The following is a 21,061-nucleotide window of genomic DNA, read 5'->3' on the forward strand; positions in this document are numbered from 1 at the left end:
CGCCGGACGGTTCCGGGAAGGAACCCGTCCGGCGATCGTCGTCGTACGGAGAGGTGGCCGCCGCGGTCAGCCGGCCGCCGCGGGCTCCGGCCGCTCGGCGGCGGGGCCGGGCACCGGGGCCACGGCCACGGGGCGCTCACGCAGCGACAGAACCACCCGCACGACCGCGATCCACACCAGGCACGAGCCCAGCATGTGCAGGCCGACCAGGATCTCCGGGGTGTCGGTGAAATACTGCACGTACCCGATCACGCCCTGCGCCATCAGCACCAGGAAGAGGTCACGGGCGCGGTGCAGCGGGCCGACCGGTGCGTCGACGGCCTTCAGGACGAACCAGAGCGCGACGGTCAGCGCCACCACGACCCAGGCCAGATCGGCGTGCAGCTGCGCGATCATCTTCCAGTCGATCGGGATGCGGTGCACATCGCTGGAGTCGCCCGCGTGCCGCCCGGCGCCCGTGACCACCGTGCCGACCGCTACCAGCAGCCCCGCGGCGACCGTGAGCAGCCAGGTCAGCTGGGAGACCGCCCTGCCGACCAGCGGCCGGGGCGCCTCGTCGCCCTCGCGGGTCCGCTGCCAGGTCACCATCGCGACGGTGAGCAGCGCCGTGGAGAGCAGGAAGTGCGCCGCGACGGTGTACGGGTTGAGGCCGACCAGCACCACGATGCCGCCGAGCACGGCGTTGCCCATGACCACCCAGAACTGCACCCAGCCGAGCTTCGTCAGGCTGCGCCGCCAGGGCTTGGCGGACCGGGCGGCGATGATCGCCCACCCGACGGCCGCGCACAGGACGTACGTCAGCATCCGGTTGCCGAACTCGATGACGCCGTGGAAGCCCATCTCGCTCGTCGCCGTGAGGCTCTCGTCGGTGCACTTGGGCCAGGTCGGGCAGCCGAGGCCGGAGCCGGTCAGCCGTACCGCGCCACCGGTCACGACGATCAGCACGGCCATGACGACGGCGGACATGGCCGCACGGCGGACCGTACGGGGGGAGGGGGTCCATCGCTCGGCGATGTACAGGAGCGGGTTCCGCGCGGCTTGAGCGACTTCGGCTCGGGTCAGCTTGGGCACGCGCACCATCGTAGGCGGCGGCTTGTGCAAGCTTTCACGAGGGGGACGAGTTACCCCGAAACGTCGACGGAGCGCGTCCGCGCGCTCACGTGCGGGCGACCGCCGGGCTCACTCCCAGCGGAAGAACCTCGCCGCCGCGCCCAGCCCGAGCACCGCCCACACCGCCAGGATGCCGAGGTCGCCCCACGGCATCGCCGCACCGTGCTGGAGCACGTCCCGCAGACCGTCCGACAGCGCCGCGATCGGCAGCAGCCCGAGCGCCGACTGCACCATGTCCGGGAACTTGTCCAGCGGCACGATGACCCCGCCGCCGACCAGCAGCAGCAGAAAGACCAGATTGGCCGCGGCGAGCGTCGCCTCCGCCTTGAGCGTCCCGGCCATCAGCAGCCCGAGCCCGGAGAAGGCCGCCGTGCCGAGCACCAACAGCAGCAGCACGGCCGGCGGGCTGCCGTGCGGTGACCAGCCGAGCGCGAACGCGATCACCGTGAGCAGCGCCACCTGGAGCACCTCGGTGACCAGCACCGCGAGGGTCTTGGCGGTCATCAGCGCCCAGCGTGGCAGCGGCGAGGCCGCGAGCCGCTTGAGCACCCCGTACCGCCGCTCGAAACCGGTGGCGATGGCCTGGCCCGTGAAGGCCGTGGACATCACGGCGAGCGCGAGGATGCCGGGCGCCAGGAAGTCGACGGAGTCGCCCGCACCGGTGTCCACGATGTCGACCGCGCTGAACAGCACCAGCAGCAGTGTCGGGATGATCACGGTCAGCAGCAGCTGCTCGCCGTTGCGCAGCAGCATCCGCGTCTCCAGAGCGGTCTGCGCGGCGATCATGCGGCCCAGCGGGGCGGCGCCCGCCCGGGGGGTGTACGTACCGGCACTCATGCGCGCAGCTCCTTGCCGGTCAGTTCCAGGAAGACGTCCTCCAGGGTGTGCCGCTCCACGGAGATGCCGGACGGCATCACTCCGTGCTGGGCGCACCAGGAGGTGACGGTGGCCAGCAGCTCCGGGTTGACGTCTCCGGAGATGCGGTACGCGCCGGGGACGATCTCGGCCGCCTCGGAGCCGTCCGGCAGCGCCTTCAGCAGCGACCCGATGTCGAGACCGGGCCGGCCGGTGAAGCGCAGGGTGTTCTCGGCGCCGCCGCGGCAGAGCGTCTCGGGGCTGCCCTGGGCGATGACCTTGCCCGCGTCGATGACGGCGACGTCGTCGGCGAGCTCCTCGGCCTCGTCCATGAAGTGCGTGGTGAGGACGACCGACACCCCGTCGGTGCGCAGCTCGCGCACCAGTTCCCAGGTGGAGCGGCGGGCCTGCGGGTCCAGGCCGGCGGTCGGCTCGTCCAGGAAGACCAGTTCGGGACGGCCCACGACGGCCATCGCCAGGGCGAGCCGCTGCTGCTGGCCGCCGGAGAGCCGCCGGTAGGACGTACGGCCGCAGCTGCCGAGGCCGAGGCGCTCGATCAGGGCGTCCACGTCCAGCGGGTGGGCGTGCAGCTTCGCCATGTGGCGGAGCATCTCGTCGGCGCGCGCCCCGGAGTAGACACCGCCCGACTGGAGCATCACGCCGATCCGGGGGCGGAGCTCGGCGGCGTCGGCGACCGGGTCGAGGCCGAGGACCCGCACGGTCCCGGCGTCGGGGCGGCGGTAGCCCTCGCAGGTCTCGACGGTGGTGGTCTTGCCGGCGCCGTTGGGGCCGAGGACGGCGGTGACGGCGCCGGTGCGTACACACAGGTCGAGGCCGTCCACAGCGGTCTTGGGGCCGTACCGCTTCACCAGGCCGCGGACCTGTACGACGGACTCGCTCTTCATGGCCGGTAAGTCTAGGCAGGAGCGGACAGAGCCCTTGTCCCGGGGCCGAATTAGGTAACCCTAAGTGATGAATGGCACCATAGATCGTTTCGAGCCGTGGTTGTCAGGGCCGGATGAATTACGCAACAATGGCGTTGTGAAATACGTTGGCGAGGCTCCGCAGGAGGAACTCGCGACCGGAGAGCGCTCGACGCGCAACCGGGTCGCGCGCTCCATCCTGGACCACGGCCCGTCCACCGTCGCCGATCTGGCGAAGCGCCTCGGCCTCACCCAGGCCGCGGTCCGCCGCCATCTCGACGCCCTCGTCTCCGACCGCGTCGTGGAGGCCCGTGAACAGCGGGTCTACGGGGCCCGGACCCGTGGCCGCCCGGCCAAGGTGTTCGCCCTCACCGACTGCGGCCGGGACGCCTTCGACCAGTCCTACGACAAGCTCGCGGCGGACGCCCTGGGCTGGATCGCCGAGACCGCGGGCGAGGAAGCGGTCGCCGCTTTCGCCCGCGCCAGGATCGAGGCCCAGTCCGAGGCGTACCGCACGGCGGTCGAGGCCGCGGACCCCGAGGCGCGCACCGAGGCGCTGGCCAAGGCCTTGTCCGCCGACGGGTACGCTGCTACGGCGCGTAGCGCGCCCGGTCCGCAGCAGGGCGAGCAGCTGTGCCAGCACCACTGCCCGGTCGCCCATGTCGCCGAGCAGTACCCGCAGCTGTGCGAGGCGGAGACGGAGTTCTTCTCCAGCCTCCTCGGGACGCATGTGCAGCGTCTGGCCACCATCGCCCACGGCGACGGTGTGTGCACGACGTACATTCCGCGCAGCGGCCACTCAGCACCACAGACCACCAATTCAGCATCTGCAAGCACGGCCGGGAGGAACCCCGCATGACGCTCCCCACGGAGACTGCCCACCCTGAGCTCGAGGGTCTGGGCACGTACGAATTCGGCTGGGCCGACTCCGACGCGGCGGGTTCCGCCGCCAAGCGCGGGCTCTCCGAGGAGGTCGTCCGCGACATCTCGGCGAAGAAGAACGAGCCCGAGTGGATGCTGAAGCTGCGCCTCAAGGGCCTGCGGCTCTTCGACAAGAAGCCCATGCCGAACTGGGGCTCCGACCTGTCGGGCATCGACTTCGACAACATCAAGTACTTCGTGCGGTCCACCGAGAAGCAGGCAGAGTCCTGGGAGGACCTGCCCGAGGACATCAAGAACACCTACGACAAGCTCGGCATCCCGGAGGCGGAGAAGCAGCGCCTGGTCGCCGGTGTCGCCGCGCAGTACGAGTCCGAGGTCGTCTACCACCAGATCCGTGAGGACCTGGAGGAGCAGGGCGTCATCTTCCTCGACACCGACACCGCGCTGAAGGAGCACCCGGAGCTCTTCAAGGAGTACTTCGGCACCGTCATCCCGGTCGGCGACAACAAGTTCGCCTCGCTGAACTCGGCCGTGTGGTCGGGCGGCTCGTTCATCTACGTGCCCAAGGGTGTCCACGTCGACATCCCGCTCCAGGCCTACTTCCGTATCAACACGGAGAACATGGGCCAGTTCGAGCGGACGCTGATCATCGTCGACGAGGACGCCTACGTCCACTACGTCGAGGGCTGCACCGCCCCGATCTACTCCTCCGACTCGCTGCACTCTGCGGTCGTCGAGATCATCGTGAAGAAGGGCGGCCGCTGCCGCTACACGACGATCCAGAACTGGTCGAACAACGTCTACAACCTGGTCACCAAGCGCGCCGTGGCCTACGAGGGCGCGACCATGGAGTGGGTCGACGGCAACATCGGCTCCAAGGTCACCATGAAGTACCCGGCCGTCTACCTGATGGGCGAGCACGCCAAGGGCGAGACCCTGTCCATCGCCTTCGCGGGCGAGGGCCAGCACCAGGACGCCGGCGCCAAGATGGTCCACATGGCGCCGAACACCTCCTCCAACATCGTCTCCAAGTCGGTGGCGCGAGGCGGCGGCCGTACCTCCTACCGCGGTCTGATCGAGATCGGCGAGGGTGCGCCGGGCGCGAAGTCCAACGTGCTCTGCGACGCGCTGCTGGTCGACACGATCTCGCGCTCCGACACCTACCCGTACGTCGACGTCCGCGAGGACGACGTGTCGATGGGGCATGAGGCGACCGTCTCCAAGGTCTCCGAGGACCAGCTCTTCTACCTGATGAGCCGCGGTCTGACGGAGTTCGAGGCGATGGCCATGATCGTGCGCGGCTTCGTCGAGCCGATCGCGAAGGAACTGCCGATGGAGTACGCGCTTGAGCTCAACCGGCTGATCGAGCTGCAGATGGAGGGTTCGGTCGGCTAGCGCAGCCTGACGACCGGATTCCCCGACCACTGACAGAGAAAGCGAGCACTACGACAGCCATGGCTGAGGCTCAGAACATCCCGGCGGGCTCCACCACCACCGGATCCATCGCGGTGGCCGCCGAGTCGACCGTCGCCACGCGCATGAGCGCGCCCCCGTCCTTCGACGTCGCGGACTTCCCGGTCCCGCACGGCCGTGAGGAGGAGTGGCGGTTCACGCCGCTGGAGCGGCTGCGCGGGCTGCACAACGGCACGGCCGTCGCCACCGGCGGCGGTGTGAAGGTCGCGATCGAGGCCCCCGAGGGCGTCACCGTCGAGACCGTCGGCCGTGACGACTCCCGGCTCGGCAGGGCCGGCACCCCGGTGGACCGCGTCGCCGCCCAGGCGTACTCCTCCTTCGAGCAGGCGTCCGTCGTCACGGTCGCCAAGGAGGCCGTGCTCACCGAGCCGATCCGCATCGCGGTGCACGGCGAGGGCGGCGTGGCCTACGGCCACCAGGTCGTCGAGCTCGGAGCCTTCGCCGAGGCCGTGGTCGTCATCGACCACACCGGTGACGCGGTGCTCGCCGCCAACGTGGACTACATCCTCGGTGACGGCGCGAAGCTCACCGTCGTCTCCGTGCAGGACTGGGACGAGACCGCGGTCCACGTCGGCCAGCACAACGCGCTGGTCGGCCGGGACGCCTCGTTCAAGTCGATCGTCGTCACCTTCGGCGGCGACCTCGTCCGCCTCCACCCGCGCGTCAACTACGCGGGCACCGGCGGCGAGGCCGAGCTCTTCGGTCTGTACTTCACCGACAAGGGCCAGCACCAGGAGCACCGCCTCCTGGTCGACCACAACACCCCGCACTGCAAGTCCAACGCCGCCTACAAGGGCGCGCTCCAGGGCGAAGGCGCACACGCCGTGTGGATCGGTGACGTCCTCATCCAGGCCGCGGCCGAGGGCACCGACACCTACGAGATGAACCGCAACCTCGTCCTCACGGACGGCGCGCGGGTCGACTCCGTGCCGAACCTGGAGATCGAGACCGGCGAGATCGTCGGTGCCGGCCACGCCTCGGCGACCGGCCGCTTCGACGACGAGCAGCTCTTCTACCTGATGTCCCGGGGCATCGACGCCGAGGAGGCCCGTCGGCTCGTCGTGCGCGGCTTCTTCGCCGAGCTCGTCCAGCAGATCGGCCTGCCGGACGTCGAGGCGCGGCTGCTCGAAAAGATCGAGGCCGAGCTGAAGGCTTCCGTCTGATGGCCTTCGTCAAAGCCTGTGCGCTGAGTGAGCTGGAGGACGACACCCCGAAGCGGGTGGAGCTCGACGGCGTCCCGGTGTCCGTCGTCCGTACCGAGGGCGAGGTGTTCGCGATCAACGACATCTGCTCGCACGCGAACGTCTCACTGTCCGAGGGAGAGGTCGAGGACTGCTCGATCGAGTGCTGGCTGCACGGCTCCAGCTTCGACCTGCGTACCGGCAAGCCGTCCGGCCTTCCCGCGACGCGCCCCGTCCCCGTATACCCCGTCAAGATCGAAGGGGACGATGTGCTCGTCTCCGTCACCCAGGAGTCCTGAGTCACCCATGGCAACGCTTGAAATCCGCGACCTGCACGTCTCCGTCGAGGCCGACAACGCCACGAAGGAGATCCTCAAGGGCGTCGACCTGACTGTGAAGCAGGGCGAGACCCACGCCATCATGGGCCCCAACGGGTCCGGCAAGTCCACCCTCGCGTACTCCCTCGCGGGTCACCCCAAGTACACGATCACCAGCGGTTCGGTGACCCTGGACGGCGAGGACGTCCTGGAGATGACCGTCGACGAGCGCGCCCGCGCCGGTCTGTTCCTCGCGATGCAGTACCCGGTCGAGATCCCCGGTGTCTCGGTCTCCAACTTCCTCCGCACCTCCGCCACCGCCGTCCGCGGCGAGGCGCCCAAGCTGCGCACCTGGGTGAAGGAGGTCAAGGAGACGATGGCCGGCCTCCAGATGGACCCGGCGTTCGCCGAGCGCAACGTCAACGAGGGCTTCTCCGGCGGTGAGAAGAAGCGCCACGAGATCCTCCAGCTGGAGCTCCTCAAGCCGAAGGTCGCGATCCTCGACGAGACCGACTCCGGCCTGGACGTCGACGCCCTGCGCATCGTCTCCGAGGGCGTCAACCGGGTCCGTGAGACCGGCGAGGTCGGCACCCTGCTGATCACGCACTACACGCGGATCCTCCGCTACATCAAGCCCGACTTCGTGCACGTCTTCGCCAACGGCCGCATTGCCGAGTCCGGCGGCGCCGAGCTCGCCGACAAGCTGGAGAACGAGGGCTACGAGGCATATGTGAAGGGTGGCGCTTCCGCGTGACACAGCTGCCGGGCCTCCTCGACACCGAGGCGATCCGCAAGGACTTCCCCCTGCTGGATCGTACGGTCCACGACGGGAAGAAGATCGTTTACCTGGACAGCGCTGCGACCTCGCAGAAGCCGCGCCAGGTGCTCGACGCCCTCAACGAGTACTACGAGCGGCACAACGCCAATGTGCACCGCGGTGTGTACACGATCGCGGAGGAGGCCACGGCGCTGTACGAAGGCGCCCGTGACAAGGTCGCCGCGTTCATCAACGCACCCAGCCGCGACGAGGTGATCTTCACCAAGAACGCCTCCGAGTCGCTCAACCTCGTGGCCAACATGCTCGGCTGGGCCGACGAGCCCTACCGGGTGGACCACGACACCGAGATCGTCACCACGGAGATGGAGCACCACTCCAACATCGTGCCGTGGCAGCTGCTCTCGCAGCGCACGGGCGCGAAGCTGAAGTGGTTCGGCATCACCGACGACGGCCGCCTCGACCTGTCCAACATCGACGAGATCATCACGGAGAAGACGAAGATCGTCTCCTTCACCCTGGTCTCCAACATCATGGGCACGATCAACCCGGTCGAGAAGATCATCCGCCGGGCCCAGCAGGTCGGCGCGCTGGTCTGCATCGACGCCTCGCAGGCCGCCCCGCACATGGTGCTCGACGTGCAGGCGCTGCAGGCCGACTTCGTGGCCTTCACCGGTCACAAGATGGTCGGCCCGACCGGCATCGGCGTGCTCTGGGGACGGCAGGAGCTCCTGGAGGACCTGCCGCCGTTCCTCGGCGGCGGCGAGATGATCGAGACCGTGTCGATGCACTCCTCGACGTACGCCCCCGCGCCGCACAAGTTCGAGGCCGGTACGCCCCCGATCGCCCAGGCCGTCGGCCTCGGCGCGGCCGTGGACTACCTCTCGGCGATCGGCATGGAGAAGATCTACCGCCACGAGCACGCGATCACCGAGTACGCGGTGAAGCGGCTCCTGGAGGTCCCGGACCTCCGGATCATCGGTCCGGCCACGGCCGAGGACCGCGGCGCCACGATCTCCTTCACGCTCGGCGACATCCACCCGCACGACGTGGGCCAGGTGCTCGACGAGCAGGGCATCGCGGTCCGGGTCGGACACCACTGCGCACGGCCGGTCTGCCTGCGGTACGGAATTCCTGCGACCACGCGAGCGTCGTTCTATCTGTACTCCACGCCCGCCGAGGTCGATGCCCTGGTGGACGGTCTGGAGCACGTACGGAACTTTTTCGGATAATGGGCGAGCGGCTGAGGGTTGACTGGTGAAGCTTGATTCCATGTACCAGGAAGTGATCCTGGACCACTACAAGCACCCCCACGGGCGTGGCCTGCGGGACGGCGACGCAGAGGTGCATCACGTCAACCCGACGTGCGGCGACGAGATCACTCTCCGGGTGAAGTACGACGGCGAGACCATCGCCGATGTGTCGTACGAGGGTCAGGGCTGCTCCATCAGCCAGGCCAGCGCCTCCGTGCTGAACGACCTCCTGGTCGGCAAGGAACTGGGCCAGGCGCAGAAGATCCAGGAGACCTTCCTGGAGCTGATGCAGTCGAAGGGCCAGCTGGAGCCGGACGACGCGATGGAGGAGGTGCTGGAGGACGCGGTCGCGTTCGCCGGCGTCTCGAAGTACCCGGCCCGGGTGAAGTGCGCGCTGCTGAGCTGGATGGCGTGGAAGGACGCGACGGCGAAAGCGCTGTCCGAAGGGAAGACGGCATGAGCGACAACGAGACCCTGACCACCAAGCCGGCCTCCGAGGAGGAGGTCCGCGAGGCGCTGTACGACGTGGTCGACCCCGAGCTGGGCATCGACGTGGTGAACCTGGGCCTGATCTACGGCATCCACATCGACGACGCCAACATCGCCACCCTCGACATGACGCTGACGTCCGCGGCCTGCCCGCTGACCGACGTCATCGAGGACCAGGCGAAGTCCGCGACCGACGGCATCGTCAACGAGCTGAGGATCAACTGGGTCTGGATGCCGCCGTGGGGCCCGGACAAGATCACGGACGACGGGCGCGAGCAGCTTCGCGCCCTGGGCTTCAACGTCTGAGACGTCCGAGCCCACTGCTGACGACGAACGGCCCCCGGCTCCGCGCCGGGGGCCGTTCGTCGTCGTTGTTTCGTCTGCCGTACTCATGATGTGTGTCCCTCGTTGGCACGGGTAGCGGAACCTACCCGCGACACCCACGCCGACGAGAGGCATGCCGTGCTGCATCAGTCTTCGCTCCCCGGCCGAAGGACGGCCGCCGCCGCGGGCGGTGTTCTCCTGCTGGCCGCCCTGGGGATCAACACCCCCGCGCACGCCGCGAGTTACGGAACGCCGACGATCGCCTTCTCGGCCTCGTACCTCTCCGGTGCCGTCGGCGCGACCGGTGACCCGGTGGTGACCGTCACCGTCGCGCAGAGCGGGGCCGATGCGAGCGCGCTCGGCGTGGCGGCGTCCGCCAGCTCCAAGTCGTCCGTAGCCGGGACCGGGGACGTGACCGTCACCGGCACGGGCGCCACCCGGCAGCTCTCCGTGGCCGCGCACGGACGCGGCTACACCGACCTCACGATCAAGGTCACCGGGCTCGGCGGCAAGACCGCTACCAAGAAGCTGCACTACGCCGCCTCAGCCGCCGTGCAGAACGCCGCCGACACCCGCTACCTCACCGGCTCCTCGGACGCCTCGGCCGCCGTCGATGTCGGTGGCGGCTATGTGGTCGTGGCCGACGACGAGTCCAACACGCTGCGCCTGTACGACCGTTCCGCGTCCGGTGCGCCCGTGAAGAGCTGGGACGTCGGCTCGAAGCTCGGCGCGGACAAGGAGGTCGACATCGAGGGCGCGGCCCGGGTCGGCAACACCATCTACTGGACCGGTTCGCTCGGCAACAACAAGGACGGTGAGTACAAGTCCGACCGCAACACCGTCTTCACCACGACGGTGACCGGCTCGGGCGCCGCCACCCAGCTGACGGTGGGCGGCAAGTACCGCAAGCTCCGTGACGATCTCGTCGCGTGGGACGAGGCGAACGGCGACAGGCTGGGCTTCGCCGCGGGTACGGACGACGGTGAAGTGCCCAAGCAGATCGACGGGTTCAACATCGAGGGCCTGGAGTTCGCGCCCGGCTCGACGACCACCGCGTACCTCGGATTCCGGGCCCCGCTCGTCCCGCCGAAGTCCGGCGGCAAGGCGCTGATCGTGCCCGTCACCAACTTCGACCGGGTGGCCGGCAGCGGGGCGAAGGCGGTCATGGGCGCGCCGATCGAGCTGGACCTCGGCGGGCTCAGCATCCGGGACATCCGCAAGAACGCCGCCGACCAGTACCTGATCGTGGCCGGTTCCTGGGCGGCCGACGACAACTCCGACCCGTACGCCCTCTACGCCTGGGACGGGGTCGCCTCGCACGCGCCGGTCAAGCGGGCCGATCTGCCGACCGCCGACCCGGGCGGCTGGGAGGCCGTCGTGGACGTTCCTGACCTGACGGTGCCGGGTGCCCGGGCCCAGCTGATCACGGATTCCGGATCGGCCGATCTGTACGGGGACGGCACGGAGGCGAAGGACCTCGACAACGCCGAATGGAAGAAGTCCCGGGCCGTCTGGTTCACCGTCGGGGGCTGACCGGCCGGACGGACCCGAGATCCGACGGGGCCGGACGACGCGAACGGGCATGTCCGCCGGGAAGACCGGCGGACATGCCCGTCGAGGTCGAGCGCACCGTCGGCCCGTCGGCCGGAGCCGGCCGTCAGAGGCCGTACTGCGGGCCGTACCGGGGGTCGTTCCGCGGGGGTACGGCCGCCGCCTCGGCGAGGACCGGGCCCAGGTTCTCCACGCGCATGCGGCGGTCGACGTAGAGCAGTCCGGTCACCAGCTGCGGGAAGGTCGCCGAGATGAACTGGCCGACCAGCTGCCCGAGCGCCATGACCACCAGGTAGCCGCTCATGGCGAAGGCGATCGCGGCCGGGTTCGGGTCCTCGTCCAGGGTCGCTCCGCCGATGACGCCGGAGAACATGCTGAGGAACGAGAACGGGACCTGGATCATGTAGCTCGCCGCGGCGGCCAGCGCGAAGGCCAGCAGGGAGATCCCGAGGATCCGCCACCAGTCGCCGCGCACCAGCTGCGAGGAGCGGCGCAGGGCGGCCACCGGGGACTGCCCCTCGAACACCACGGCCGAGGGGGCCAGAGAGAACTTCACCCAGAGCCAGATCGCGAGGGGGGCGGTGGCCAGGGCGCCCAGGAAGCCGAGCGCGGTCCACAGTACGATCCCGTCGCCGTGCGACAGAGTGATGGCGCCGATGATCAGTGCGAAGAAGCCGACCAGCATGAGCACCATCGGGATCACCGCGATCAGGTAGGTCAGGACCACCGTTCCGAACACCGCCGGCACGCGGGCCCAGGCCCGGCGCCAGACGAACGAGAAGGTGGTCGGCCTGCCCAGCACCGCTTCCTGCAGGATCGTGGGGACGGTGGCGTACATCATCGCCGTGGCGACCGCGAAGGTGATCATGGCGACCAGCCAGACGACACCGAAGGCGACCACCATCGGCACCATGTCGGAGGGCGCCGGGTCCTCCTCGGCGCTGAGCGAGATGACCCGGTGCAGATGGCCGCTGACCGCGGAGTACCCGATCAGGGCCGTGGCGGCCATGATCACCACCGCCCCGCCGTACACGGCGGCGCCGATGCCGAACAGCTGCTTCCAGTAGCGCCCCAGCGTGCTGAAGGCGCCGCCGAACATGTCCCCGAGCTTCAGGGGCGCCAGCGGTATCACCCCGGGCTTCGGCGGTGGCATCCAGCCGCCCCAGCCCGGCGGTCCCGGGGGCCCTCCGTACGGTGCTCCGCCGCCCCACCCTGCGTCCTGCGCCACTGCTGCTCCGTCATGTGTCGTTGTCCGGTGTGCTGGTCGGGACACCGTAGCGCCCCGGTCGGCGGGCGCCGCCCGTACCGTCGCACGGGCGGCGATGCGTACACTCGTACACATGGGATACGGACTGCTGGCCGCGGCGATCGCGGCGGAGGTGGCCGGCACGACGGCCATGAAGTACAGCGAGGGCTTCACCCGGCTCTGGCCCTCGCTGATCACCGTCGCGGGATACCTCGTGGCCTTCGGGCTGCTCGCCCAGACGCTGAAGACGCTGTCGGTGGGCACCGCCTACGCGATCTGGGCCGGGATCGGCACGGCCGCGGTCGCCGCCATCGGCATCCTCTTCATGGGCGAGTCCGGCAGCCCGGTCAAGCTGGCGGGCATAGCGCTGGTCATCGCCGGAGTGGTGGTGCTGAATCTGGGCGGGGCCCACTGATGAAGCGCCGCTACGACCCCGAGCGGCGCGACCGCATCATCGACGCCGCGATCAGGGTGGTCGGCACCAAGGGCATCGCGGGGCTGAGCCACCGCTCCGTCGCGGCCGAGGCCGATGTGCCGCTCGGCTCGACGACGTATCACTTCGCCTCGCTGGACGAGCTGCTGATCGCGGCGCTGCGCCGGTCCAACGAGAACTTCGCCGGGGTCATGCGCGAGAGCGGGGCGCTGGCCGACCCGGCGGCCGATCTCGCCGGGGAGCTGGCCCGGCTGCTGGGGGAGCACTTCGCCGGCGGGCGCGGACGGGCCGAGCTGGAGTACGAGCTGTATCTCGCCGCGCTCCGCAGGCCCGCGTTGCGGCCCGTCGCCGCCGAGTGGACCGACAGCACCGCCGAACTGCTGTCCCGGCGCACCGATCCGGCCACCGCGCGGGCGCTGATCGCGATGATGGACGGGATCTGTCTCCAGGTGCTGCTCACCGGCGGCGAGTACGACGAGGCGGACGCGCGGGAGATGCTGCGGCGGATCGCCGGGTGACGGCTCTGTCCGTGGGCACCGGGTGAGGGCTCCGCCCGCGGACGTCGGGTGACGGCTCCGCCCGCGGACGTCGGGTGAGGGCTCTGCCCCGCGCGCCCCTCAATCGCCGGACGGGCCCCCACTCCGTACCGCCGCAAGAGCGGCCCGGACGCTCGCCTCGATGTCGGTGATCGGATACAACGCCTCGCGGACCGTCCGGTCGCGGTCCACCACCAGTGTCAGCCGCTTCAGCCGACTGGTCCCGCCCGCGCGGAAGGTGGGCAGGCGCAGCGCCGCCGTCAGCTCCAGCTCCGCGTCGGACAGCAGCGGGAAGCGCAGCCGCTCCGCGTCCGCGAAGGCCCGCTGCTCGTCCGGGCGCTGGGTGGAGACCCCGTGCACGGTCGCGCCCGCCGCGGTGAACTCGGCCGACTGGTCCCGGTAGGTGCAGGATTCGAGCGTGCAGCCGCTCGCGCCCGGGATCTCGGCCCAGTCCGGCGGGTAGGCGTCCCGGCGGGCGTAGGCGCCGGGGAAGAAGTACAGGACGGTGCAGGGGGTGCCGGCGACCGGGTCGCGCGGCGCGCCGTCGTGATCCAGCAGCCGCAGCTCGGGCAGGCGGGTGCCCACCAGCGCGTGCACCCGGGCCGCCTCCTTCGAGGCCTCCGCGGCCGTCGCCATCGTCTCCCCTTCCCCCAGTACCCAGGTGTCGCCCCAGTCCTGGAGCGCGATCAGCACGGGCAGCAGTGCGCGTCCGCGCGTGGTGAGCCGGTACTCGTACCGGGGCGGCCGGTCCTGGTAGGGCTCCCGGGAGAGCACCCCCGCGTCGACCAGCAGCCGCAGCCGCTCGGTCAGCACCTTGCGGGACACGCCCAGCTCCTGCTGGAGCGCGTCGAATCGGTGCACCCCGCGTGCCGTGTCCCGCACGATCAGCAGGGTCCACCAGTCGCCCACGACGTCGAGCGCCTGGGCGATCGCGCAGTCGGCGTCGGCCAGGCTGGTGCGCTGGGGCATGGACTCCTCCGTTCGTCCCGAGTATCCGCCGCTTACCGGATTGACCAGCAGGAAACCACGATGCCATAGTCCGTTCCCAAAGAAAACTCACTGGGGAGGGTGCTGGGGATGAGCTTTTCTGGGTTCGTGCGGGACGTGCCGCGCACGGTGCGGCTGCTGGCCTTCGGCTCGTTTCTCAACGCGGTCGTCAGCTTCACCTTCATCTACCTCTTCGTCTATCTGACCGGCCCGCGGGGGCTGGGCGTCCCGCAGGCCGGAGTCCTCGCGGGCATCGGCGGCATCGGCCTGGTCGCGGGGAACTTCACCGGCGGCTGGTTCGGCGACCACTACGGCCACCGCCGGATGCTGCTGACCGGCGCGCTGGTCGGCGGGGCGGCGCTCGCGGCCCTCCCGGTCCTTCCGGTCGCCGCGATGTACGGGGTGCTGCCGCTCGCGCAGTACGCGGCGGGCGTCGTGCGCGCCGCCAACGCCGCGCTCGTCGCGGTTTCCGTCCCCGAGGGCGGCCGGCGCCAGAGCTTCGCCCTGGTGCGGGCCGCGGGCAACGCCGGGTTCGCCGTGGGCCCGCCGCTCGGCGGGCTGATCGCCGCGCACTTCTCGTACGACTGGCTGTTCGTCGCCGACGGCCTGGGAACCCTGCTCTTCGCCGGGTACGCGGCGGCGGTGCTCCCGGCACACGGCACCGCGCACACCCGGCCGGCCCGCCGCGACCCCGGCGCACCCGGGCTCCGGCGGGAGCTGCGGGCCAGGCCCGCCGTGCTGGTCCTGCTCGCCGCGATCCTCTGCGTCGACCTCGTCTACCGGCAGCAGTACTCCACCCTGCCCGTCTTCCTCGCCGAGCACGGCCACGGCACCCGGTTCTACGGCTGGCTGCTGGCCGTCAACGGCGGGCTCATCCTGCTGCTGGAAATCCCCGCCGCACACGTACTGCGCCGCCGGGCGCCGCTGAGCATCGTCGGCACCGGACTGCTGCTGGTGGGGCTGGGCTACGCGGTGCTGATCCCCGGCGCCGGGGCGCTGTTCGCCGTCACGATGATGGCGTCACTGACCGCGGGCGAGATCCTCTACAAGACCACCGCGACGGCCTACGTCGCCGACCAGGCCCCCGACCGTGCGCAGGGCCGCTTCCAGAGCCTGTACGCGGGCGCCTCCATCAGCGGCCAGGTGCTGGCGCCGCCGCTCGGCGGTGCGCTCTACGCCCACGCGCCCGGACTGCTCTGGCCCGTCTGCGCGGTGCTGGCCTGCGTCGCGGGAGCGGCGGTGCTCGCGGCGCGGCGGCTGCGGGGGCCCGGGGCGGCGCCGGGGCCGGTGCGCGAGGCCGCCGTACCGGTGCCCGGGCGGCAGGCGCAGCCCGGCTGACCTGGCGGGTCCGGGCTCCCGGGGCCGGCCGCGACCATCCGGCGAGACCGGTTGGCCCCGGTGGTGCCTCGCCGGTTAGGTTTCGTGTCATGACCGACACGACTCCTGCTCGCACCACCGGCGCCGTCGCCGCCGGCCTCGCCACCATCGCCGGCGACGGTTCCGTTCTCGACACCTGGTTCCCCGCCCCCGAGCTCACCGCCGAGCCGGGCCCGGCCGGAACCGAACGGCTCACCCCCGACCAGGCCGTCAACCTCCTCGGCGCGGGTGCCGCCAAGGCCATCGGTGTGGACGCCCGCCGCGGTGTCGAGACCGTCGCCGTACGTACGGTCATCGCCTCGCTCGACGACAAGCCGCTGGACGCGCACGACGCGTACCTGCGCCTGCACCTCCTCTCGCACCGCCTCGTCCGGCCGCACGGCCAGAACCTGGACGGGCTCTTCGGCCTCCTCACCAACGTCGCCTGGACCTCGCTCGGCCCGGTCGCCGTCGACGACGTGGAGAAGGTGCGGCTGAACGCCCGCGCCGAGGGCCTGCACCTCCAGGTCACCTCGGTCGACAAGTTCCCCCGGATGACGGACTACGTCGCGCCGAAGGGCGTCCGGATCGCCGACGCCGACCGGGTCAGGCTCGGCGCGCACCTCGCCGCCGGTACGACCGTCATGCACGAGGGCTTCGTCAACTTCAACGCGGGCACCCTGGGCACGTCGATGGTCGAGGGCCGTATCTCCGCGGGCGTCGTCGTCGGCGACGGCTCCGACATCGGCGGCGGCGCCTCCACCATGGGCACCCTTTCCGGCGGCGGCAAGGAGCGCATCGAGATCGGCGAGCGCTGCCTGATCGGCGCCGAGGCCGGCGTCGGGATCGCGCTCGGCGACGAGTGCGTCGTCGAGGCCGGGCTCTACGTCACGGCCGGCACCCGGATCACACTGCCCGACGGCCAGATCGTCAAGGCCCGCGAGCTCTCCGGCGCCTCGAACATCCTCTTCCGCCGCAACTCGGTCTCCGGCGCCGTCGAGGCCCGCCCGAACAACGCGGTCTGGGACGGCCTCAACGACGTCCTGCACAGCCACAACTAGGGTCTTTCGTTCGGATCGGGCCGGATCAGGCACCGGGGCACGCGACCCCGGCAGGATCCGAACGAGAGGCCCCTGGTCGGTGGCGGCGAGGAGTTCCTCGTACGCCCGCCGCAGCCCGTCGGTCGCCCCGCGTCCGGCGGGCTGCAGCGGTTCGCGGACCGGGCCCGCGCCGAGCAGGGCCTTCGCCGTGACGGTGCCGGGCAGCCCGGACGCCATCATCAGCTCCGCCAGCGGGACGAGGAGCCGGTTGAGCCGGGCGGCCTCCGCGGTGTCCCCGGCGTCGAACGCGTCCAGGACCGCCCGCAGCGCACGGGGCGCCACATTGGCGACCGTGCTGACATAGCCCGCAGCGCCCACCGCGTACAACGGCAGATTCAGCTCCTCGCAGCCCGAGTAGTACGCCAGCGAGGTCGCGCCGATCACCTTCGTGGAGCCCAGCAGGTCGTACGCGCAGTCCTTCACGGCCACGATGCGCGGGTGCTCCGCGAGCCGCAGCAGGGTCTCCGGCTCGATGCGGGTGCCGGTGCGGCCGGGGATGTCGTACAGCATCACCGGGAGGCCGGTCGCGTCGGCCACGCGCCTGAAGTGCGCCTCGACGGCGGGCTGCGGTGGTCGGCTGTAGTACGGCGTCACCACCAACAGGCCGTCCGCGCCCGCCTGTTCGGCCTGCCGGGCGAGGTCGATCGTGTGCCGGGTGTCCGCGCTGCCGACTCCGGCGACGATCGGCACACCGTCACCGACCGCCGTCCGGACCGCCCGCAGCAGCCCGGACTTCTCGGCGTCGGTGGTGGTCGGGGACTCGCCGGTGGTGCCGCTGAGCACCAGACCGTCGCAGCCGTCGGCGACCAGGGCGGCGGCATGCTTCCCGGCGGCGTCCGGGTCCAGCTCACCGGCGTCGGTGAACGGCGTGATCATGGCGCAGAGCGTGCGGCCGAAGGGTGTCACCGGTGCGGTCATCCCCGAAGTGTCGGCCGACCGGACCGTGAAGGTCCACTTAGATCTGCTTGAGGTGAGCGGCAAGAAGCACTGAACAGTCGGGGAGGCCGGCCCACGGGGTCTGGCATGATCGAACGCCTATGCGGCAGGCCGAGATCGGGGTGGGTGCGTGAGCATACGAGGACTGGCGGGGGCGGGGACCGGGAGACGGGGGCCACTGGCGGCCGGACTGCTGGCCGGGGTGCTGGGCCTGACGCTCTCCGGATGCGCCGGGTTCCTCGTGCCGGCGGGCGAGGGCGAGCCGGAGCCGACGCCCAGTGATCCGTACCGGGTGCACGCCGACAAGCTGCCGACGCCGTTCCCCAGCGCCTCCGTCCCGCTCCCCGAACGGCCGCCGGCCGCGCAGGGGCCCGCCCCCACACCGACCGTCCCGGCCGGATGCCCGTCCTCCGGCGTCGTCGTCGACATGGGCGAGGTGGAGGCGGCGCTCGGCCACCGGGCCGTCGGGCTCAGCCTCACCAACTGCGGCAGCAAGCCCTACCGGGTCACCGGCTACCCGTCCGTCCGGGCCCTGGACGAGGCCGGCGATCCGCTGCCCGTCCCGGTGAACCCGGGCTCCTCCTACATGGGCAGCGACCCCGGGCCGAAGGAGGTCGTGCTGAAGCCGGGGGAGAGCGTGCGCTCGCTCCTGGCCTGGGTCTCCACCCCGACCGGCGGTGACCTCATCGAGGGCGACGCCCTGGAGATCGCGCCCGCGCCCGGCCTGGAGGGGCGCACCTTCCCGCTCAAGGGCAACGACGTACGGCTGCTCGACGAGCTCAACATGACCGCCTGGCGGGCCACCCCGTAGCGGCGCGGGGTCAGAGAGCGAGCTTGAAGCCCTCGTGGCTGCGGGCGAAGCCCAGCGACTCGTAGAACCGGTGCGCTTCCGTACGCCGCTTGCTGCTGGTCAGCTGCACCAGCCCGCACCCCCGCAGCCGGGCCCGCTCCACCGCCTGCCTCATCAGCTCCCGCCCCAGCCCGCCGCCCCGCCGGTCGGCCCTGATCCGTACCGCCTCGATCAGCGCCCGCTCCTCGCCGTTCCTGCCGAGCCCCGGTATGTACGTGGCCTGCGCGCAGCCCAGCACGGTGTCGCCGTCCACCAGCACCAGCATCTCGTTGCGCGGGTCGCTCCCGATGGCCGCGAAAGCCCTCTCGTACGCCTCGTCGACCACGACCGACGACGGGTCGACGACCCGCTCCTCGTCGGCGAGGAGGGCGAGGACGGCGGGCAGGTCGGCGCGGGTGGCGGTGCGGAGGTTCATGCTCCGGAGTCTGGCACGGGCTCCGGACCGCCCGGCGCCCGGCCCGCGGCCCGGCGGGGGCGGTGCGGTCAGCGGCGCGCCATGTAGAGGCCGAAGGCCTTGTGGAGCACCTTGTTGATCGGGTAGTCCCACTCGCCGATGTACTCGGCGGCCCGGCCGCCGGTGCCGACCTTGAAGCGCAGCAGGCCCACCAGATGACTGCTCTCGTCCAGGGTGTCGGTGATGCCGCGAAGGTCGTAGACGGCGGCGCCCCGTTCGTGCGCGTCGCTCATCATCTGCCACTGGACGGCGTTGCTGGGCTGGACCTCGCGCCTGCGGCCGGTCGAGGCGCCGTAGGAGTACCAGACGTGGTTCCCGACGGTCAGCATCGTCGCGGCGGAGAGCGTCTCGCCCTCGTGCTGGGCGAGGTACAGCCGCATCCGGCCGGGGTCCTCGGCCCGCAGCGCGGACCACATCCGCTGGAAGTAGCCGAGCGGACGCGGGATGAACCGGTCGCGCTCGGCCGTCTCGCGGTACAGCTCGTAGAAGGCCGGGAGGTCCTCGTAGTCACCCTCGACCACCTTGACGCCCGCCTTCTCCGCCTTCTTGATGTTGCGCCGCCACTGCTGGTTCAGATTGCCCCGGACCTCCTCCAGCGACAGCCCGGCGAACGGCACCTGGAAGACGTACCGGGGCTGCCCCGCGCTGAAACCGTCCTCGCTCTCCGCCTCGCCGCGCCGCCAGCCCAGCCCGTGCAGCCGCTCCACGACCTCGTCGGCCCCCGGCTCCCGCGAGTCCGGCTCCACGTCGCGCAGCCGTCCGGCGGCCGGGTCGGCGATGGCGTCCTTCACCGTCCCGGCGTCCCAGCGCCGGGCGACGACCGGCGGACCCATCCGCACCGAGAACGCGCCCTGGGCCTTCAGATGCGCCAGCATCGGATCCAGCCACTCACGGAGACCGCCGTCGTGCCAGTCGATGACCGGGCCCTCCGGCAGATAGGCCAGATAGCGCTTCACCCGGGGGATCGGCCGGTACAGCACCAGCCCGGCCCCGACGATCCGCTCCCGGCCGGCGCCGTCCCGGTCGAACCAGCCGATGCTCTCCGCACGCCAGTCGGGCTTCACATCGCCCCACGACGGAACTTGCATATGGCTCACGGCCGGACGGCTCGCGACGAACGCCAGATGCTCCTCGCGGCCGATCGTCCTGAGGTGCGGTGCCATGCGGTACTCCGTTCGTTGTGCTGCCGGTGGGTCCGGCGGTGCCGACGGGGCGTGCTGTTGACCTCAAGCGGACTTGACGTACCAGGGTGGTCGGCAATGGCGCGCCGCCCCGGTGCGCCCGCCAGGGAGGACCCGTCATGAGCGTGCGATTCGAATCCCGACCCGATCTTGCCCGTAACGATGTCGGACTCGTCAAGGCGAGCACCTGGGACGTCTCCACCCCGGAGCGCATGCGGCGGACGGTCGAGGCCGTGCGAGAAGCGTGGGACAGCCGGGACTGGCCGCATCCGGGACTTCTTTCGTACACCGTCCATGCCGGTGAGGACGGGAAGACCCTGTTCCACTACAGCCAGTGGAGTGGTGAGCAGGCGTACCAGGACTTCTTCCGGAACGGCAGGGACGAGCGCAACGCGGACATCGACGCCGCCGTGCCGGGCATCCGGCGGCTCGGGCTGCACACCATGGAGCTCTACCGTTCCGCGTTCCAGCCGGAGGGCGACGGACGGGAACCCGGCTGCGTCGTGATCGTCGACGTCGAGTTCGACGGTGCGGACAAGGCGCGGCAACGGGACTGGGTGGACACCGTGTTCGAGGCGCTGGGCACCGACCCGGCGCTTCCTCCCGGCGGGATCTCCGCGCACTTCCACGTGAGCACCGACGGGACGCGCGTGCTCAACTACGCCGAATGGGAGAGTGCCGGGGCCCATGTCGCCGCACTGGCCGCGCCCGGTGCCGGGATCGGGTCGGCCACACCGCAGTGGGAACGGGTGCGGTCCTACCCGGGGGTGACCGGCGGCGGAGTGCACCGGTACACGCCCGCGCTCAGCATCCGGCCGAGCGCGGGCGCGCAGCACCGCTGAGGGTGCG

The 21,061-nt window shown here is 70.9% G+C and carries 22 protein-coding genes and 1 pseudogene; 15 read left to right on the forward strand and 8 right to left on the reverse strand.

Annotated elements, in window-relative coordinates:
* Positions 1–66 precede the first annotated feature (66 nt).
* The 3 genes from ACFVH0_RS22715 to ACFVH0_RS22725 all read right to left on the reverse strand — a co-directional run bounded on the left by ACFVH0_RS22715 (position 67) and on the right by ACFVH0_RS22725 (position 2,870).
* Positions 67–1,080: a heme A synthase gene (locus ACFVH0_RS22715; protein WP_385822725.1), complete on the reverse strand. Its 1,014-nt coding sequence runs from the start codon at positions 1,078–1,080 to the stop codon at positions 67–69.
* Between the two features lie 99 nt (positions 1,081–1,179).
* Positions 1,180–1,947 (reverse strand): ABC transporter permease, encoded by a 768-nt coding sequence (locus ACFVH0_RS22720; protein WP_385822727.1) that lies wholly within the window; start codon positions 1,945–1,947, stop codon positions 1,180–1,182.
* Positions 1,944–2,870, reverse strand: coding sequence for an ABC transporter ATP-binding protein (locus ACFVH0_RS22725; RefSeq protein WP_385822729.1), 927 nt, complete (start codon positions 2,868–2,870; stop codon positions 1,944–1,946). Before ACFVH0_RS22725 ends, ACFVH0_RS22720 begins: the two co-directional genes overlap by 4 nt.
* 136 nt (positions 2,871–3,006) lie before the next feature.
* Here ACFVH0_RS22725 and ACFVH0_RS22730 point away from each other — a divergent pair, with 136 nt between their 5' ends.
* The 9 genes from ACFVH0_RS22730 (at position 3,007) to ACFVH0_RS22770 (ending at position 11,115) form a co-directional block, all read left to right on the forward strand.
* On the forward strand, positions 3,007–3,747 hold the full coding sequence (locus tag ACFVH0_RS22730) for a helix-turn-helix transcriptional regulator (RefSeq protein ID WP_385822731.1): 741 nt from the start codon (positions 3,007–3,009) through the stop codon (positions 3,745–3,747).
* On the forward strand, positions 3,744–5,165 hold the full coding sequence (sufB, locus tag ACFVH0_RS22735) for a Fe-S cluster assembly protein SufB (RefSeq protein WP_385822733.1): 1,422 nt from the start codon (positions 3,744–3,746) through the stop codon (positions 5,163–5,165). Before ACFVH0_RS22730 ends, sufB begins: the two co-directional genes overlap by 4 nt.
* Before the next feature lie 59 nt (positions 5,166–5,224).
* Positions 5,225–6,406, forward strand: a complete 1,182-nt coding sequence (gene sufD, locus ACFVH0_RS22740) for a Fe-S cluster assembly protein SufD (RefSeq protein WP_385822735.1) — start codon at positions 5,225–5,227, stop codon at positions 6,404–6,406.
* Positions 6,406–6,723 carry a bifunctional 3-phenylpropionate/cinnamic acid dioxygenase ferredoxin subunit gene (locus ACFVH0_RS22745; protein ID WP_148834126.1) on the forward strand — a complete coding sequence of 106 codons (318 nt, stop codon included), beginning with the start codon at positions 6,406–6,408 and terminating at the stop codon, positions 6,721–6,723. Before sufD ends, ACFVH0_RS22745 begins: the two co-directional genes overlap by 1 nt.
* 7 nt (positions 6,724–6,730) lie before the next feature.
* On the forward strand, positions 6,731–7,495 hold the full coding sequence (sufC, locus tag ACFVH0_RS22750) for a Fe-S cluster assembly ATPase SufC (protein ID WP_124718331.1): 765 nt from the start codon (positions 6,731–6,733) through the stop codon (positions 7,493–7,495).
* Positions 7,492–8,748, forward strand: a complete 1,257-nt coding sequence (locus ACFVH0_RS22755) for a cysteine desulfurase (protein ID WP_259929408.1) — start codon at positions 7,492–7,494, stop codon at positions 8,746–8,748. Before sufC ends, ACFVH0_RS22755 begins: the two co-directional genes overlap by 4 nt.
* Positions 8,749–8,773: 25 nt before the next feature.
* Positions 8,774–9,229: a Fe-S cluster assembly sulfur transfer protein SufU gene (gene sufU, locus ACFVH0_RS22760; protein ID WP_072483050.1), complete on the forward strand. Its 456-nt coding sequence runs from the start codon at positions 8,774–8,776 to the stop codon at positions 9,227–9,229.
* Positions 9,226–9,564 (forward strand): metal-sulfur cluster assembly factor, encoded by a 339-nt coding sequence (locus ACFVH0_RS22765; protein WP_093539690.1) that lies wholly within the window; start codon positions 9,226–9,228, stop codon positions 9,562–9,564. Before sufU ends, ACFVH0_RS22765 begins: the two co-directional genes overlap by 4 nt.
* Positions 9,565–9,720: 156 nt before the next feature.
* Positions 9,721–11,115, forward strand: coding sequence for a DUF3616 domain-containing protein (locus ACFVH0_RS22770; RefSeq protein ID WP_385822737.1), 1,395 nt, complete (start codon positions 9,721–9,723; stop codon positions 11,113–11,115).
* 124 nt (positions 11,116–11,239) lie between these two features.
* On the opposite strand, the gene ACFVH0_RS22775 is transcribed toward ACFVH0_RS22770, so the two are convergent.
* Positions 11,240–12,286 carry a hypothetical protein gene (locus ACFVH0_RS22775; RefSeq protein WP_385822739.1) on the reverse strand — a complete coding sequence of 349 codons (1,047 nt, stop codon included), beginning with the start codon at positions 12,284–12,286 and terminating at the stop codon, positions 11,240–11,242.
* Between the two features lie 187 nt (positions 12,287–12,473).
* Between ACFVH0_RS22775 and ACFVH0_RS22780 the strand changes: the two genes are divergently transcribed.
* Together ACFVH0_RS22780 and ACFVH0_RS22785 are read left to right on the forward strand one after the other, a co-directional pair.
* Positions 12,474–12,794: a multidrug efflux SMR transporter gene (locus tag ACFVH0_RS22780; protein WP_124718537.1), complete on the forward strand. Its 321-nt coding sequence runs from the start codon at positions 12,474–12,476 to the stop codon at positions 12,792–12,794.
* Positions 12,794–13,330, forward strand: a complete 537-nt coding sequence (locus tag ACFVH0_RS22785) for a TetR/AcrR family transcriptional regulator (RefSeq protein ID WP_385822741.1) — start codon at positions 12,794–12,796, stop codon at positions 13,328–13,330. Before ACFVH0_RS22780 ends, ACFVH0_RS22785 begins: the two co-directional genes overlap by 1 nt.
* A gap of 99 nt (positions 13,331–13,429) precedes the next feature.
* On the opposite strand, the gene ACFVH0_RS22790 is transcribed toward ACFVH0_RS22785, so the two are convergent.
* Positions 13,430–14,317 carry a winged helix-turn-helix transcriptional regulator gene (locus tag ACFVH0_RS22790; RefSeq protein WP_385822743.1) on the reverse strand — a complete coding sequence of 296 codons (888 nt, stop codon included), beginning with the start codon at positions 14,315–14,317 and terminating at the stop codon, positions 13,430–13,432.
* Positions 14,318–14,425: 108 nt separating this feature from the next.
* Here ACFVH0_RS22790 and ACFVH0_RS22795 point away from each other — a divergent pair, with 108 nt between their 5' ends.
* Both ACFVH0_RS22795 and dapD read left to right on the forward strand, forming a co-directional pair.
* A complete protein-coding gene (locus ACFVH0_RS22795) occupies positions 14,426–15,673 on the forward strand; it encodes an MFS transporter (protein ID WP_385822746.1) in 1,248 nt (415 codons plus the stop codon).
* An 89-nt stretch (positions 15,674–15,762) separates the two neighbouring features.
* Positions 15,763–16,752 (forward strand): 2,3,4,5-tetrahydropyridine-2,6-dicarboxylate N-succinyltransferase, encoded by a 990-nt coding sequence (dapD, locus tag ACFVH0_RS22800; RefSeq protein WP_385822748.1) that lies wholly within the window; start codon positions 15,763–15,765, stop codon positions 16,750–16,752.
* 81 nt (positions 16,753–16,833) lie between these two features.
* Here dapD and dapA read toward each other — a convergent pair.
* Positions 16,834–17,709, reverse strand: a pseudogene (gene dapA / locus ACFVH0_RS22805) (4-hydroxy-tetrahydrodipicolinate synthase); the annotation flags it as partial.
* Between the two features lie 148 nt (positions 17,710–17,857).
* Between dapA and ACFVH0_RS22810 the strand changes: the two are divergent.
* Positions 17,858–18,538: a DUF4232 domain-containing protein gene (locus ACFVH0_RS22810; protein WP_385822750.1), complete on the forward strand. Its 681-nt coding sequence runs from the start codon at positions 17,858–17,860 to the stop codon at positions 18,536–18,538.
* 10 nt (positions 18,539–18,548) lie between these two features.
* On the opposite strand, the gene ACFVH0_RS22815 is transcribed toward ACFVH0_RS22810, so the two are convergent.
* Positions 18,549–18,992 carry a GNAT family N-acetyltransferase gene (locus ACFVH0_RS22815; protein ID WP_385822752.1) on the reverse strand — a complete coding sequence of 148 codons (444 nt, stop codon included), beginning with the start codon at positions 18,990–18,992 and terminating at the stop codon, positions 18,549–18,551.
* Positions 18,993–19,060: 68 nt separating this feature from the next.
* A complete protein-coding gene (locus ACFVH0_RS22820; protein WP_385822754.1) occupies positions 19,061–20,194 on the reverse strand; it encodes a lipid II:glycine glycyltransferase FemX in 1,134 nt (377 codons plus the stop codon).
* 137 nt (positions 20,195–20,331) lie between these two features.
* On the opposite strand from ACFVH0_RS22820, the gene ACFVH0_RS22825 reads away from it, so the two are divergent.
* Entirely contained in the window at positions 20,332–21,054 is a 723-nt protein-coding gene (locus tag ACFVH0_RS22825; protein WP_385822756.1) for an antibiotic biosynthesis monooxygenase, read from the forward strand.
* The last annotated feature ends 7 nt before the right edge of the window (positions 21,055–21,061 follow it).

It is taken from the genome of Streptomyces sp. NPDC127117, assembly GCF_042677325.1.
Classification (GTDB): Bacteria; Actinomycetota; Actinomycetes; order Streptomycetales; family Streptomycetaceae; genus Streptomyces.